The organism is Pseudenemella bisphenolivorans, assembly GCF_051133435.1.
Taxonomy (GTDB): Bacteria; Actinomycetota; Actinomycetes; order Propionibacteriales; family Propionibacteriaceae; genus JAAYAO01.
Window position 1 is genome coordinate 126,086 of sequence record NZ_JBPGNY010000006.1, and the last position, 14,627, is coordinate 140,712.

The following is a 14,627-nucleotide window of genomic DNA, read 5'->3' on the forward strand; positions in this document are numbered from 1 at the left end:
GCGAACGGGAACAATCACAGCCCTTCGGTTTATACCCCCAGGGGCATCCGATAGCTTCACGGACATACCCCCATGGGTATCCATGATCGCACTCTCGAAGGAGTTCGCTGTGCCCCGGTTCGCCCGCGAATATCGTCCGCTGTACTTCCTCGCCGCCCTCGGTGCCGGCGGACTGGCGGTGACGTTCTTCATGTACCTGATGTTCCTGATCCCGCACCCGAACAGCCCGATCCCGACCTTCACCGATGTGACCGCGGTGTACCGCAACGAGGGTCTCGGCCTGCAGGTGATGACCACCCTGGCGCTGCTCGGCATCGCCTTCTTCACCGTGAAGCACGTGCTGGTACTGGTGGCGAACCTGCGCGCCTTCAACGCCCTGCGCCGCACCCCCGCCTACGACGCGCTGCGCAGCTCCAACGGCGAAGTCACCCTGATGGCCATTCCGCTCACCCTGGCGATGACCGTCAACGTGCTGTTCATCGTCGGAGCCCTCGGCGTCCCCGGCCTGTGGGTCAATGTCGAGTACCTCTTCCCCTTCGCCCTGGTGGCCTTCGCCGCCATCGGTGCGCTGGCTCTGTTCCTCTTCGGCCGCTACCTGACCCGACTGATCGCCCGTCCGGGCTTCGACAACGAGGACACCAATCACTTCTCGCAGATCCTGCCCGCTTTCGCCTTCGCAATGCTGGCGGTGGGTTTCGCCAGCCCGGCCGCGATGAGCAAGGTGCTGCCGGTGTCGGTGCTCGGGATGGTCGGCAGCTTCCTGTTCCTGGCGGCCACCGCGGCGTGGATCGTGGTGAAGTTGCCGATCAGCTTCGCCGCCATCCTGCGCAACGGCCTGGCGATCGAGGGCGGCCCGACCCTGTGGATGGGCATCCCGATCTTCACCCTGCTCGGTATCACCTTCATCCGGCTCGGTTCGGGCATCAGCCACAACCTGCTCGACACCGTGCTCAGCCCGGTGCTGGCCTTCATCGTGCTGGGCCTGCTGGTGGCCGGCCAACTGGTGATGGGCCTGATCGGCTGGTCGGTGATGCGTCGCCAGGGATACTTCGCCCGCTTCGTGCGTGGTACCGAGGGCAGCATCCCGTCCTACGGTTTGATCTGCCCGGGTGTGGCGCTGTCGGTGCTGAGCATGTTCTTCATCCACTGGGGCCTGGTGCGCACCGGCGTGGTGGAGATGTTCGGGGTCACCCACTTCGTGCTGCTCGCCGCGGTGGTGCTGTTGCAGGCCCGCACGATTCAGACGCTCTTCCAGCTCGATCGGCGACTGATGGGCTCGTCCAAGGGTGACGCCCAGCGGTCGGTGAAGAGCGAGGAGCTCGCCACCGCCTGATCACCACTTCCGCCACTTGGCAGATGCAACCGGTACTCGTTCCTGCGGCACGTACTACGCCGCGCAGGAACGAGTACCGGTTGCGTTTGGGGTAACTTTGCCGGTCGTGTCCACCGACGACCTCGACGAGCCGATCATCTCCCCCGGCATGCTGCGCCGGACGGTGCTGCTGGTCGCAGCGCTGAATCTCGCCTATTTCGGGGTTGAGGCCACGGTCGCAGCCTCGATCGGATCGGTCGCGCTGTTCGCCGATTCGGTGGACTTCCTCGAAGACACTGCGGTGAACACGCTGATCGCGATCGCCCTGTCGTGGTCGCTGCACAAGCGGGCGGTGTTGGGCAAGGTGATGGCCGGCATCATCGTCCTGCCGGCCCTGGCCGCGGTATTCCAGGCCGGACGGGCGATCATCGTCGGCCACGAACCCCCGGACCCCCTGGCTCTGGCGTTGACCGCCGGTGGCGGGCTGATCGTGAACCTGATCTGCACCCTGCTGCTGTCCCGAGTGCGTCGACACGGCGGTTCACTGACCGCGGCGGCCTTCCTGGCCGCTCGCAACGACCTGATCTCCAATGCCGCGATCATCATCCTGGGGTTGGTCACCTGGTTGACCAACAGCCCCTGGCCGGACGTGGTGCTCGGCCTGATCATCGTGGTGATCAATGTGCGGGCCGCCCGGGAGGTCTGGGAGATCTCCGAGGACGAACGCCTCGCCGCGCGGGCCCTGGCCGGTGAAGAGATCGACGACGACTAAGGGTGCCGTCCGGGACAAGGGGTGCAGCGCCTGCTGCCGACCGGATGATCCAGCACGGCACTGATCTGTCACGACACTGGCCCATCACGGCACTGGTCTGCACGGTACTGCTCCTTCGCGACATTATCTTCGCCCCATGCGCATTCAGTCCGTGGGCCCGGTGAATCCCGAGGGGTTGACTTGCCCCGACGAGATCAAACACCTGTGGCGCGTCCACGGGGCGGGCTTCATCGGCGAGGGATTCCTGCGCCTGGCCGACCCGCACGCGCTGTTGCCGGTTCTGCCGTCCTTCGTGGCCGACCCGCAGGACTGCGTCCCGATCTTCACCACCGCCCTGGCCGACGTCGTGGTCTGGCGCGGCGGCTACTTCTTCAACCTCAGCACCCGCCTGGGCGTCGCACACTCCCTCAGCCACTCCAAACCCGAGTATGTGCTGCGCTTTCTGGAAGACCCCTACCTATTGGACAAGGACTTCCGATGGCACGATTTCCGCCCCGCCGCCGAACGGTTGGGCGTGCCGGATTTCACCGAATGCTTCTACTATGTGCCCCTGCTCTCCCAGGGTGGCGTCGAAAGCCCCGAGCATCTGCGCCGGGGCGGACTGATCGCGCATCTGGAGATGGCGGCCGGCCTGCAGGGCAGGGTCACCATCGGACCAGCCTGAGGCGCTCCCCCACCGGTTCAGTCGGGACGGCCCCGGAACACTCCGCGCAGCCGTTCCTTGTGCACCGCGGCGACCGCGGTGAGCGGGATCCCGGCCGGGCAGACCTCGACACATTCGCCGTAGCTCGAGCATGGCCCGAACTCGGCGTCGAGTTGGTCGACCACCGCCCGGCTGCGCCGGCCGCGTTCCAGTTCGCCGTGCGGCAGCAGCGACAGATGCGCCAGTTTCGCACCGGCGAACAGGTGCGCCGCCCCGTTCGGGCAGGCCGCGACACAGGCCCCACAGCCGATGCAGGCGGCGAAATCCAGGGCCTCATCGGCCTCTTCGTGGCCGACCAGCACGGCATCGGCGTCGGGGGCGGTGCCGGTCGCCACGTCCACATGCCCGCCGGCCTGAATCAGTCGGTCGAGGGCCGAGCGGTCGATCACCAGGTCGCGGATCACCGGGAACCCCGCCGACCGCAGCGGCTCGATGCGCAGCGTGGTGGCCAACCCGAAACTGCGCAGATGCTGCAGACAGGACGGGGTCTGCGGTACCGGGCCGTGCGGACGGTCGTTCACCGTGACCCCACAGGCCCCACAGATTCCCTCGCGGCAATCGGATTCGAACTGGATCGGCTCGAGGCCCTGTTCGACAAGCTGATCGTTCAGCCGATCGAGCAGTTCCAACAGGCTCATCTCGGGGGTGGCGTCCTCGATCACATGGGTCTCAAAAGCACCGGGGGTGGACGGACCGTCCTGACGCCAGACCTCGAGTTCGACCCTCATCGGTAATCCCTCACTTGCAGCGGCACCAGGTCGAAGCGCAGCGGTTCGAGGTGGCGGATGTGTTCGCCCGTAGGCGTGGTTTCCCAGGCCGACACATTGGCCCACCGTTCGTCGTCGCGTTGGGCCTCACCCTCGTCGGTGGCGTATTCCTCCCGGAAATGGGCCCCGCAGGATTCGGTGCGGTCCAGGGCGTCGTCGATCATCAACTCGCCCAGTTCCAGGAAATCGGCCACCCGTCCGGCTTTTTCGAGTTCCTGGTTCAGCCGGTCGGCCGCGCCGGCCACCGTGACGTCGGCCCAGAACTCCTCGCGCAGCGCGCGCACCCGGTCGCGGGCCTCGAGCAGCCCCGGTTCGGAGCGCGAGACCCCGCAGCCCCGGTACAGAATCTCGCCAAGTTCGCGGTGGAAGGCACTGGGACGGCGAGTGCCGTTGTTGGCGATGAACCACTCCGCGCGCTCGCGCACCGCCCGCACCGCGGAGGTCACTTCGGGGGCATCCGGTTCGATCAGTTCGGTGCCGGTGAGTCCGGCCAGGTAGTTGGGCACCGAGAAGGGCAGGGTGAACCAGCCGTCCACGCAGGCACTGAGCAGCGAGTTGGCCCCGAGCCGGTTCGCCCCGTGGTAGTTGCTGCCGGCCTCGCCGCCGACGAAGAGTCCGCTGACCGAGGTCATCAGGTCGTAATCGCTCCACAGCCCGCCCATGGTGAAGTGGGCGCCGGGGGCGATCCGCATCGGCGTGAGGTAGGGGTCCTCACCGGTGGCGTCGTGGTACATCTCGAAGAGGTTGCCGTAGCGCGAGGCGATGGTGTCGCGTCCGAGCCGCTCGATCGCGTCCCGGAAATCCAGGTAGACCGAGTTGCGCAACGGCCCCACCCCGCGGCCGGCCTCGATCTCGGTGCGTGCCGCCCGGGAGGCGATATCGCGCGGAGTGAGGTTGCCGTAGGCCGGGTAGCGACGCTCCAGGTAGTAGTCGCGCTCGTCGTCGGGGATGTCTTCGGGGGCGCGGTCGTCACCGGGCTGCCTGGGCACCCAGATCCGTCCGTCATTGCGCAGCGATTCACTCATCAGGGTGGTCTTGGATTGCCAGTGTGACGACACCGGCACCGCGGTGGGGTGGAACTGGACGAACGAAGGGCTGGCGAACAGCGCCCCGCGCCGATGGGCCCGCCAGGAGGCGGTGACATTGGACTGCATCGCCAGGGTGGAATGGAAATAGACCGAGCCGTAGCCGCCGGTGGCCAGCACCACGGCATGGCCCGGCCAGGCCCGGATCTCGCCGGTCACCAGGTTGCGGGTGACGATGCCCTGTGCCCGGTCGTCGGCGACGATCAGGTCGAGCATCTCGGTGCGGGTGTGCAACCGGACGGTGCCACGTTCGACCTGGCGAAGCAGCGCCTGGGAGGCGGCGACCTGGAGTTGTTGGCCGGTTTGACCACGGGAGTAATAGGTGCGCGAGACCTGCACCCCGCCGAAGGAGCGGGTGGCGAGTTGGCCGCCGTATTCGCGGGCGAAGGGGGTGCCGATCGCCTGCAGGTGGTCGATCACCCGCACCGATTCCTGGGCCAGGCGCACCACCTCGGCCTCCCGGCCACGGAAGTCGCCGCCCTTGATGGTGTCGACCACGAAGCGGGTGACGGAATCACCGTCGACCTTGCGGGCGCGGGCGGCGTTGATGCCGCCCTGGGCGGCCACACTGTGCGCGCGGCGCGGGGCGTCGTGAAAGGTGAAGCACTCGACCTGGTAGCCGAGTTCACCCAGGGCGGCCGCCGTACCGGCTCCGGCCAACCCGGTACCGACCACGATCACGGTGTACTTCTTGCGGTTGGCGGGGCTGACCAATCGGTATTCGGAGCGACGTCGATCCCAGCCGGTGAGCGGGTCGCCGCCGGGCAGCCGGGGGCCGAGGGTGGTCATCGGATCACCCCTGCGAGCACCAGCACCGGGATCAGGGCGTTCCCGATCAGCACCGCGATCGCCAGCACCGCACCGATCGTCACCCAGACCCGGCGCAGACGTCGTCCGGTGAGGCCGACGTCCTGGGCGACGGTGCGCCAGCCATGGAAAATGTGCAGGGCCAGCACCACCATGCTGATCGCGTAGAAGGCTGCCATCGCCGGGCGGGAGAAGCTGGCGACCAGGTTCTGGTAGGCGTGCATGGTGCCGTCCGGGTCGGCGTGGCGCAGGGTTTCGGGAGCGACCCCGGCCCCGATCGTGAGGTCGAGCAGGTGGACGACCACGAAGGCCGCGATGATCACCCCGCCGAGCAACATGGTGCGCGCCCCGAAGGCCATCAGCCCACCGGCCATCCGGCGACGCCGGTGCGAACCGCGGGCGGAGCGTCCGCGCAGCCAGAGCAGTACCGCGGCCACCACGTGCACCAGCAGACTGACCACCAGCACCACTCGCAGCGTCCACAGCACCCCGGTGTGCGGGATCAGCGGATAGCCGACCTCGCGCAGCCATTGGGCGTAGGAGTTGAAGGCCTCGGCGCCCTGGTAGACCTTCAGGTTGCCGATCATGTGCACGAAGACGAAGCCGACGAAGATCACCCCGGTGATCGCCATCGCCAGCTTCAACACGAAGGTGGACGGCCGGGGGCGGCGAAGCGCGCTTCGCTTCTCTTCGGCCCGCACCACAGTCATGTCCTCGACCCTAGCGACTGCCCTGACCGGTTTCGGGCATTGGCACCCAAGACCGGCACGAGCGAACCGCTTTCGACTTCGGGGGCGGCCCGGATGGCCGATCACCTACAAAGCGGCACGTTCTTGCCGTTTCGGCGTTGACTCATCCTCGATAACGCGCAACACTGATGAAACCGGCACGAACGCGCCGGAATCCAGGGGGTGCGGTATGCAGGAAACCGATCTGCCCACCGCGGTGCGCACCCGGCGCCGGGCCCTGGGCCTGGGCCAACGCGATCTGGCCGACCTGGCCGGAGTCTCCGAACGCTTCGTCCGGGCGGTGGAGACCGGCAAGGAATCGGTACAACTCGACCGGCTGCGCGCGGTGCTGGACGCCCTCGGCCTGGAACTGCGGGTGGGCCTACGGGGCACCGATGACTGATCTGCGACAGGTGCGCCGGGCCACGGTCCACAAACAGGGGGTCGCGGCCGCGACCCTGGAGCGCACCGATTCGGGCACCCGCTTCAGCTACCTGCCCGACTATTCGGGCCCGGCGGTGGCCACCACCCTGCCGCTGACCGACCGTCCCGAGGATCGTCCCGGAGGTGCGGTGCCGCCTTTCTTCGCCGGCCTGCTGCCGGAAGGACGTCGGCTCAGCAACGTGCGGCGCGCCCTCAAGGCCTCCCCCGATGACGAGCTATCCCTGTTGTTGGCGGTGGGGGCCGACCTGATCGGCGACGTCCAGGTGCTGCCCGAGGGCGAAGAACCACATGAACCGATACCGCTGGTACACCACGGCCACGATTTCTCCGATGTGTCCTTTCATGACCTGCTGGCCGAGTCGGGCATCATCGACCCGGTCGGTATCGCCGGAATGCAGGACAAGGTGTCGGCGCGGATGCTCTCGGTGCCGGTCGCCTCGGCCACCGAGCGCTACATCCTGAAACTCGATCCGCCGGAGTACGCCGACGTGGTGCGCAACGAGGAGTATTTCCTCTCGATCGCCCGCCGGCTGCGACACCCGGTGGCGAAAGCCCGGGTGGTGCTCGACCGCGAGGAACGTCCCGGCCTGCTGGTGACACGTTTCGACCGGGTCAGTGAGAACGGCACGATGCGTCGGATCGCGGTCGAGGACGCCTTGCAGTTGCTCGGTCGCTATCCGGCGGAGAAGTACTCGGTCACCTCCGAGGACGTCGCCGAGGCGGTGGGCCGGGTCTGCGCGGCCCGTCCGGTGGCCCTGCGGGCGGTTTTTCAGCAGTTCGTACTTGCCTGGCTGACCGGCAACGGCGACCTGCACGCGAAGAACATCTCGGTACTGCGCAGCGGCCAGGAGTGGCGGGTATCGCCGATCTACGACGTACCCAGCGGCCTGTTCTACGGCGACCGCACCGCCGCGCTCCCCTTGCAGGGCAAGCTCGAGAACCTGGTGCGGGCTCGATTCCTCGACTTCGCCGCCGCGATCGGGCTGCCCTCCCGGGCCGCCGAGACCGCGATCGCCGAGGTGTTGGCGGTGACCGAACGGGTGCCGGACGAGTTGCGCGCCGGCGTCCTGCCGTTGACCGACCGAGTGGTGCGCGATGCCTGCCGCAGTCTGGAACGACGCCGCCGCGACATGCTGCCGCCGGATGCGGGTTGATTGGACAACCGCGGAGCACCGATTACACTTCGTAGAGCGCAAATCGCCCTCGGGTGCGCGCACGCGGATGTAGCTCAATGGTAGAGCCCCAGTCTTCCAAACTGGCTACGCGGGTTCGATTCCCGTCATCCGCTCCAAGCCTTTTCTCGCAGATGCAACCGGTACTCACTCCTGCGTCACGAACTATGTGGCGCAGGAACGAGTACGAGTTGCATATGGGCTCAGGGTGGACAGTCCCGACGATGGGCCGGCCGGACGAAGCGAACCCGGAGCACCCATTCGGGTCGACATATCGGCATCCACGAAACCGCGTGTGACAAGCCCAAACACCACCTTGCGACCATGCCGCGTCACCGAGGTGCCGAATGGCCCGACCGTGGCTAGCATGACGGGCAGTGGCAACTGGTCGACCGTGATGTAGGTACCCCATGAAGATCTCCTTTTGCACCACTTGCAAGGGACGCACCCACCACCTTCGACAGACCCTGTTGGCCAATCTGCGCCACAACGTCGACTGGAATCGACCCGACGACGTCGAGTTCGTGGTGCTCGATTACTCCAGCGACGACGGCTTGGTGGAATGGCTCACCAGCGATCCGCAACTGCAGCCCTACCGGGCCGCCGGCATCCTGAAGATCGCCTCCGCCCCGGGCCAGACCCACTTCCGGCACTCGCACGCCAAGAACATGGCCCACTTCCTGGCCACCGGCGATTATGTGTGCAACCTGGACGCCGACAACTTCACCGGCCCGGGCTTCGCCCAGTACCTGCGCTCGGTGTTCAAGGTGTGGCCGTGGGCGATCGTGGCCACCGATCGGCTCGACAAACGCCTCAACGCCGGCCTCTACAAGGGCTCGATGGGTAGGGTCGCGCTGAGCTACGGCTCCTTCGCGATGCTCGGCGGCTACGACGAGTCCGACCGCTTCCGAGGTTGGGCCGGGGAGGACTCCGATCTGGTGATCCGCGCGGTGCGGTACCGGATGCGTCCGGTGTTCATCCGCAACCGCCGCTACCTGCGAGTGGTGTTGCACAGCGACCTGGAGCGGATCGTGCACACCGAGCACACCGACGCCTCGGCCGAACTGGCCAAGATTTCGGCCCTGGACGGCAGCCACATGCGGCCGATCCTGAAGTATCTGCTCAACCGGGCGGTGGCGCCTCGCGTGGCGAACAGGGGCACCCAGCCGGGCGCGGGCGAGATAGTGTGGCACGACGTGGCCACCCCGTGGTGGGAGGTCGAAGCAGTCGGCTGATCGGAAGATCCGAAGGTTCATGAGTCGTTTTCCCGTATTGCCCCACCCGAGCCCCACCCCGGAGGACGATCGCGCCGCGGTGTTGCGCGATCCGGGCTTCGGCACCCGCTTCACCGATCACATGGCCCTGGCCGCCTGGACGGCGAACACCGGCTGGACCGACCGCAAGGTCACCGCCTACGCGCCCTTCCAGCTCGATCCGGCAACGTCGGTGCTGCACTACGCCCAGGGAGTCTTCGAGGGGCTCAAGGCCTTCGCCCACCCGGACGGGTCGGTGTGGGCCTTCCGTCCGGAGGTCAACGAGGCCCGCTTCGCCGCCTCCTGTGCGCGGATGGGTTTGCCGGCCCTGGACGACGGCGACATGGTCGCCTCGATCACCGCGCTGACCGCGGCCGACCGGGCTTGGGTGCCGACCCACGACGGGGCCAGCCTGTACCTGCGGCCGTTCATGTTCGCCTCCCAGGTCGGCATGTCGGTGCAGTCGGCCACCGAGGTGACCTACTGCTGCATCGCCAGCCCGTCCGGCCCCTACTTCGGCGGTGACGGGGTACAGCCGGTCGATATCTGGTTCGCGACCGACTACATCCGGGCCGCCCCCGGGGGCACCGGCGCCGCCAAGTGCGGCGGCAACTATGCCGGGGCGATGGCCGCCCAACTGGAGGCCGAACGTCACGGCTGTTCCCAGGTCGGCTTCGTCGATGCGGTCGAGCGGCGCTATGTCGAGGAACTCGGCGGGATGAACCTGTTCGCGGTTACCGCCGACGGTGAGTTGCTGACCCCGAATCTGACCGGGACGATCCTGCCCGGGGTGACCCGCAGCGCGATTCTGGAACTGGCCCCTGAAGTGGGTTTGACCGCGGTGGAGCGCCCGATCGAGTTGGACGAGCTGCGCTCCCGGGCCGACGACGGTTCGATCACCGAGTTGTTCGCCTGCGGTACCGCCGCGGTGATCACCCCGATCGGCAATATCGCCGACCAGCAGGGACGGCACAGCATCGCCGGCGGTAAACCCGGAGAAGCCACCCTTGCCCTGCGCGGAATCCTGACCGACATTCAGTACGGTCGGCGTCCCGACGAGCGCGGGTGGCTCACCAGATTGGTGTGACCCTCGAGGTCAGTCGTCCTTGGTCTTGCCTTTCTCCTTGGCATCCTTGAGCGCTCCGGCGACACCGCCGGCCACACCCCACAGCACCAATCCGCCGGGAAGCAACATGCCGGCCGCGGCACCCAGGACTGCCCCGCCCACCACGCTCTCGTGTCCGTCGATCGCCTTCTTGACGCTGTTTCCGACGTCCTTGAGCAGGTCATCAGCCATGGTCAGTCTCCTTCGTCAGGGGTTTGCTCCATTGTGGCCGACGGCGCCAACTCGGCGATCGCCCGTAGCGCCGCCAGATGCTGCTCCCAGACCCGCCTGCCCTCCGGAGTCAGGGACAGCCAAGTGCGCGGACGCTTGCCGACGTATCCCTTTTTGATCTGCACCAGCCCGGCCGCCTCCAGTTGGGAGGCCTGGCGACTCAGTACCGAGTCGCTGACCTGCAGGTGATCGCGAAGGCCGGCGAAGTCGGCCTGCTCGGCCGCAGCCAGGGCGGCGGCCAAGGAGAACCGCACCGGATGGGTGAGTTGATCGTTCAGATCATTGCGCGGGTGACTCATCGCCGCGCCTCCGCGATCGCACCGCTTGCGGTGAGAATCGTGATGACCGCAGCCACCGCGAAGTGCCAGATCAGGTTGCCGGCGAAGACGGTCGACCCGAGGACGACACCGGCGACCCACACCACGGCCCACAGGACCAGGACCATGTTCCACCGCCGTGAGAATCCGCGCTTGGTGGTGCGTCCGAAGACCCCGGCCATGCCCAGCGCGATCGCCAGCCAGGTGAGGAACACCGCCATCACCGCGATCGCCGCGGTGCGTCCGGCATGGTCGGTGGCCAGCCCCAGCCCGACCAATGCCATCGCCGAGGAGGCGCCGATGACCATCATGGTTGCGATCTGCGGCCAGGACGCGCCCGCGCTGGTTGCTGCGGCGACCTGGTCGGCCCGGTCCAGCATCGCGCGGGCACGTTCGGCATCGATGTGCTCGCTGTTGTCGGTCATGTTGTCGAAGGTATTCATAGCTGCTCCCAGATGATTTACTTTCCGTTCCGGAAACAACTTTCCCACTCACTTTCCGGTTTGGCAAGTACTTTCTGAAAAGAGGTCCTGGGGGTGTGCGGGTTTGACCGGACGGGCCTGGGGTCGGCCGATCCGGAGGACTCGTTCCGATTACTGGTCGGTGACCGGAAGTGTCAGCCAGGCCGCCAACTCCATCGGGGATTCCAAGCCCGACAGATGCTGGGCGAGAATCCACCGAATCGCCTGGTTGCCGATCTCGGCCGGTGAGGTCTGCCAATCGGTGACGAGGCCTTCTTCGACCAGGGTGATCGCCGCAATCGCTTGCACGGCGGTGCGGGGGTCCACCGGCAACACCGGCGACAGGGGCATCCCCCAACCGAGCAGACCGACCACACGCTCGACCATCTCCTCGGTGGTTGTGCCACCCACCGCCGCGGCCTCGAGGGCCACGATCATGTCCGCCGCCGTGTGACAGGGGGCATCAAGGGCCTGCTGCGCCAGGCCTTGCAAGTGGTCGAGATAGGGCCGGGGTTCACCGTCCATCGAGAACACCGAGACCACGGCGCGCACCATGGCCGACACCGCACCCGGCACGGCCGGCAGGTACTCGATCGCGTTCGCCATCCGCCCGGCCCAGGCCGGGTCACCGGTGCGCGTCAGTTCCCGCGCGCAGGCGTCCACGACCAGTGGCATTCCGGCCCCGCCGGTGGTGCGGATCGGTAGCCGCTCCAGCAACTCGGCCGAATCGGCGATCCCGAACGATGCGCCCAGCGACAGGATCACGGCTTCCTCGGCGGGCAGTTCCTCGGCATGTCGGTGCCGCTCCACCAGGTGATGGGCCCAGTCGGGGATCAGATCCTCGAGGTTCTTGCCGAAGGCCAACGGCAGGGTGATCGTCCCCCGGGCACTGTGCAGCAGCACGTCATGGACGCAGCCGAAGGGTTCCTCGCTGGACAGCATCGTCAGCCCGTCCCGCTCGGCGATGACGATGTCACTGCCGGGTGCGGGCGACAGGCCGTGATCGGGCGCGTCGAGAGTGATCTCCCGGGCCGACCACACCCCGGTTTGCACAGGCAACCAGGACGGCAGCATCGACCGGGCCTGCGCCACCCCGGCCAGTTCCTGCACCGCCCAGGCCGTCACCCGGGTCACCCCCGGTTCCAGACGGGCCGGTGGTATCACCAGGCCCTCGTCGGTGTCGGTCGCCATGCCGCGGCGCAGGCTGCCGAACAGCACCGGCTGGTGGTAATGGTCGGCCACCATCAGCCACCCCTCGGCACCCAGATGCCAACTCCACACGGGTGCGCCGGGCGGCTCGGCCGGATCGGTTCTCCGCTCGGCGGCGCCCTCCCACTCGCTGCCCGATCGCCCCGAATCGGGCTGCTCGGATTGGATGGCGTCCACATCGACCGAACCGGTGTGGCTGAGGTCGATCCGGGCTCCCGGCCAATCGGCCCAGTCCTCGCACGAGGCACTCACCCGCACCTGCCAGGTGCGGTCGAAGGTATGGCGAACGCTCAGCCAGATTCCCGGGTCCCCTTCGGCGGGCCCGGAAAACTGCACCTCGTCGCTGTCGCGTGACATTTCCGGCTCGTCCAGCCAGCCGGTGATCACCCACCGCAGCCCGCGACATTCGACCCCCGCCGCATTGCCTTCCACCCAGGCCTCGAAGTCCTCCGAGAACATCACGCCTCACCTCCGCGCGCACGGCGCACTCCGGTTCGTCCGGAGCGTTGACAGCGCGGGCACCAATAGACCTGTCGGCCGGCGACCGCGGTGGCGCGCACCGGTGCCCCGCAGACCAGGCAGGGTTGCCCGGTGCGGCGGTACACATAGACCTCGCCGCCGTGGTCGTCCACCCGGGGATCGCGGCCCATCGCCTCGGGGGTGTGTTCGGCGGCGACGGTGTCGATCCGCCCCGTCCGCACCCCTTCGGCCATCAGGGCGACCAGATCGTTCCAGATTCGGTTCCACACCGTGCGGGGCAGGCGGTTGCCGGGCAGCATCGGGTCGACCCCGGCCCGGAACAGCACCTCGGCCCGGTAGATATTGCCCGGCCCGGCCAGCACCGATTGTTCGAGCAGCAGGGCCGACACCGGGCGGGCGGAGGCGTGGATCCGCCGCCAGGCGGCGTCCGGGTCGGCATCGGGACGCAGCGGGTCGGGCCCCAGTTCGGCACGCACCCGAGCGACCCGGGCCGAATCGACCAGGGCGCAGGTTTGCGGGCCACGCAGATCGGCGACCCGCTCATCGGTGGCGATCCGCAACCGCACCACACCCCGGACGGGCCCGGGCTCGGTGAGGGTGAGGGTGCCGATTAGGCCGAGGTGGACGTGAATCCAGGCGTCGGCGTCGAAGGCGATGAACAGGTGTTTGCCGTAGGCCTCGGCGCCGATGAGTTCCCGTCGGTCCACGATCGCGGCCTCGTCGGCGAAGCGCCCCTGGGGTGAGCTGACCCGAACCTCGCGGCCGGCGAAATGGCGGTTGAGGTCGCCGGCGAGTCGGTGCAGGACATGTCCCTCCGGCATCTGCTCCCCTTGTATCGCGAACGGCCCGTGCGACCTAGGCTAGGGCCATGTTCTCCGGCCATGACGAACCCCGCCCCCGCGATTTCGGACGCGACGGCGTTTCCGGGCTCGTCGACGAAGACCGCGCGATGCGGGCCCGGGACGTCTCCAAACCGAGCCCCGAGGACGAGGCGGCCGCCGAACGAGAAGCCGAAGAACTGCTCGCCCGACTCCACAAACGGCCCTGATCCGCGGGGCTCGCGCGGGAGATCAGTCGAAGATCGGCCCGACGGTGCGGGTGCGCTTCAGTTCGTAGAAGCCCTCATACTCGGTCACCAGCGCGAAGCCGTCGAAGAGTCGTCCGGCCTGTTCACCCTTCGGGGCCGGGGTGATCACGGGGCCGAACAGGGCCTTGCCGTTGATGTGGATCACCGGGGTGCCGACCTCGTCGCCCACCGGATCCATCCCCTCGTGGTGCGATGCGCGCAGGGCCTCGTCGTTGGCGTCGGTCTCGCCCGCGGCCAGCAACTCCTCGGGCAGCCCGACATCGGCCAGGGCCTTGGCCACCGTCTCGGGGGTGCGGGGCTCCTCGCCCGGGTGGTAGCGGGTGCCCAGGGCGGTGTAGAACTCGCTCAGCTTCTCCGAGCCGTACTGCTGTTCCACCGCCAGGCAGACCCGCACCGCGAACCAGCCCTCGTCCATCGACTTGCGGTAATCCTCGGACAGGTCACGGCCCTCGTTCAGCACCGACAAACTCATCACCCGGAAGACGGGCTCAATATCGCGTACCTTGGCCGCCTCGAGCAGCCAGCGGGAGGTCATCCACGCCCACGGACACATCGGGTCGAACCACAGTTCGGCTTTCACAGGTGTCGTCATGTGCGCCATCGTAGTCATCGATTCCGACAGTCCTGCGGGTCGGTGCGATAGAGTCCGCCGGGATCCGCATCGATATGTGGCCGACCCCTCCGGGCGCAACCG

17 protein-coding genes and 1 tRNA gene are annotated in these 14,627 nt (G+C 67.7%); 9 read left to right on the top strand and 9 right to left on the bottom strand.

Translation table 11 applies throughout. The annotated features are described in order from the left end of the window. The first annotated feature begins 109 nt into the window (after positions 1-109). The 3 genes from ACR4XW_RS14610 (at position 110) to ACR4XW_RS14620 (ending at position 2,748) form a co-directional block, all read left to right on the top strand. Positions 110-1,333 carry a TsoY family (seleno)protein gene (locus ACR4XW_RS14610; protein ID WP_434761303.1) on the top strand — a complete coding sequence of 408 codons (1,224 nt, stop codon included), beginning with the start codon at positions 110-112 and terminating at the stop codon, positions 1,331-1,333. Positions 1,334-1,439: 106 nt separating this feature from the next. Further along, on the top strand, positions 1,440-2,084 hold the full coding sequence (locus ACR4XW_RS14615; RefSeq protein ID WP_434761304.1) for a cation efflux transmembrane domain-containing protein: 645 nt from the start codon (positions 1,440-1,442) through the stop codon (positions 2,082-2,084). Between the two features lie 136 nt (positions 2,085-2,220). After that, positions 2,221-2,748 (top strand): T6SS immunity protein Tdi1 domain-containing protein, encoded by a 528-nt coding sequence (locus ACR4XW_RS14620; RefSeq protein ID WP_434761305.1) that lies wholly within the window; start codon positions 2,221-2,223, stop codon positions 2,746-2,748. Between the two features lie 17 nt (positions 2,749-2,765). On the opposite strand, the gene ACR4XW_RS14625 is transcribed toward ACR4XW_RS14620, so the two are convergent. Genes ACR4XW_RS14625 through ACR4XW_RS14635 form a run of 3 tightly spaced genes read right to left on the bottom strand, consistent with a single transcriptional unit; the run spans position 2,766 to position 6,078 of the window. Further along, positions 2,766-3,515, bottom strand: a complete 750-nt coding sequence (locus ACR4XW_RS14625; RefSeq protein ID WP_434761306.1) for a succinate dehydrogenase/fumarate reductase iron-sulfur subunit — start codon at positions 3,513-3,515, stop codon at positions 2,766-2,768. Further along, a complete protein-coding gene (locus tag ACR4XW_RS14630) occupies positions 3,512-5,428 on the bottom strand; it encodes a fumarate reductase/succinate dehydrogenase flavoprotein subunit (protein WP_434761307.1) in 1,917 nt (638 codons plus the stop codon). Before ACR4XW_RS14630 ends, ACR4XW_RS14625 begins: the two co-directional genes overlap by 4 nt. Beyond that, positions 5,425-6,078 (bottom strand): succinate dehydrogenase cytochrome b subunit, encoded by a 654-nt coding sequence (locus ACR4XW_RS14635; protein ID WP_434761413.1) that lies wholly within the window; start codon positions 6,076-6,078, stop codon positions 5,425-5,427. The genes ACR4XW_RS14630 and ACR4XW_RS14635 overlap by 4 nt, the downstream gene beginning before the upstream one ends. Positions 6,079-6,364: 286 nt before the next feature. Here ACR4XW_RS14635 and ACR4XW_RS14640 point away from each other — a divergent pair, with 286 nt between their 5' ends. The 5 genes from ACR4XW_RS14640 to ACR4XW_RS14660 all read left to right on the top strand — a co-directional run bounded on the left by ACR4XW_RS14640 (position 6,365) and on the right by ACR4XW_RS14660 (position 10,130). Then, positions 6,365-6,577: a type II toxin-antitoxin system Y4mF family antitoxin gene (locus ACR4XW_RS14640; RefSeq protein ID WP_434761308.1), complete on the top strand. Its 213-nt coding sequence runs from the start codon at positions 6,365-6,367 to the stop codon at positions 6,575-6,577. Further along, positions 6,570-7,772, top strand: a complete 1,203-nt coding sequence (locus ACR4XW_RS14645) for a type II toxin-antitoxin system HipA family toxin (protein WP_434761309.1) — start codon at positions 6,570-6,572, stop codon at positions 7,770-7,772. The genes ACR4XW_RS14640 and ACR4XW_RS14645 overlap by 8 nt, the downstream gene beginning before the upstream one ends. Positions 7,773-7,835: 63 nt before the next feature. After that, positions 7,836-7,909, top strand: a tRNA-Gly gene (locus tag ACR4XW_RS14650). A gap of 291 nt (positions 7,910-8,200) precedes the next feature. Further along, entirely contained in the window at positions 8,201-9,025 is an 825-nt protein-coding gene (locus tag ACR4XW_RS14655) for a glycosyltransferase family 2 protein (RefSeq protein ID WP_434761310.1), read from the top strand. A gap of 19 nt (positions 9,026-9,044) precedes the next feature. Further along, entirely contained in the window at positions 9,045-10,130 is a 1,086-nt protein-coding gene (locus ACR4XW_RS14660) for a branched-chain amino acid aminotransferase (RefSeq protein WP_434761311.1), read from the top strand. Between the two features lie 9 nt (positions 10,131-10,139). Here ACR4XW_RS14660 and ACR4XW_RS14665 read toward each other — a convergent pair whose 3' ends face one another. The 5 genes from ACR4XW_RS14665 to ACR4XW_RS14685 all read right to left on the bottom strand — a co-directional run bounded on the left by ACR4XW_RS14665 (position 10,140) and on the right by ACR4XW_RS14685 (position 13,667). Continuing rightward, complete coding sequence (locus ACR4XW_RS14665; RefSeq protein ID WP_434761312.1) at positions 10,140-10,340, bottom strand: hypothetical protein; 201 nt, start codon at positions 10,338-10,340, stop codon at positions 10,140-10,142. A 2-nt stretch (positions 10,341-10,342) separates the two neighbouring features. Then, on the bottom strand, positions 10,343-10,678 hold the full coding sequence (locus ACR4XW_RS14670; RefSeq protein ID WP_434761313.1) for a winged helix-turn-helix domain-containing protein: 336 nt from the start codon (positions 10,676-10,678) through the stop codon (positions 10,343-10,345). Then, a complete protein-coding gene (locus tag ACR4XW_RS14675; protein ID WP_434761314.1) occupies positions 10,675-11,121 on the bottom strand; it encodes a hypothetical protein in 447 nt (148 codons plus the stop codon). Before ACR4XW_RS14675 ends, ACR4XW_RS14670 begins: the two co-directional genes overlap by 4 nt. 168 nt (positions 11,122-11,289) lie before the next feature. Then, entirely contained in the window at positions 11,290-12,825 is a 1,536-nt protein-coding gene (locus tag ACR4XW_RS14680; RefSeq protein ID WP_434761315.1) for a hypothetical protein, read from the bottom strand. Further along, positions 12,825-13,667: an Fpg/Nei family DNA glycosylase gene (locus ACR4XW_RS14685; protein WP_434761316.1), complete on the bottom strand. Its 843-nt coding sequence runs from the start codon at positions 13,665-13,667 to the stop codon at positions 12,825-12,827. The genes ACR4XW_RS14680 and ACR4XW_RS14685 overlap by 1 nt, the downstream gene beginning before the upstream one ends. A gap of 47 nt (positions 13,668-13,714) precedes the next feature. On the opposite strand from ACR4XW_RS14685, the gene ACR4XW_RS14690 reads away from it, so the two are divergent. Continuing rightward, the gene (locus tag ACR4XW_RS14690) at positions 13,715-13,894 is read left to right on the top strand and encodes a hypothetical protein (RefSeq protein ID WP_434761317.1); all 180 of its coding nucleotides are present in this window, start codon (positions 13,715-13,717) and stop codon (positions 13,892-13,894) included. Positions 13,895-13,916: 22 nt separating this feature from the next. On the opposite strand, the gene ACR4XW_RS14695 is transcribed toward ACR4XW_RS14690, so the two are convergent. Further along, positions 13,917-14,525, bottom strand: coding sequence for a mycothiol-dependent nitroreductase Rv2466c family protein (locus ACR4XW_RS14695; protein ID WP_434761318.1), 609 nt, complete (start codon positions 14,523-14,525; stop codon positions 13,917-13,919). Positions 14,526-14,627: the final 102 nt, after the last annotated feature.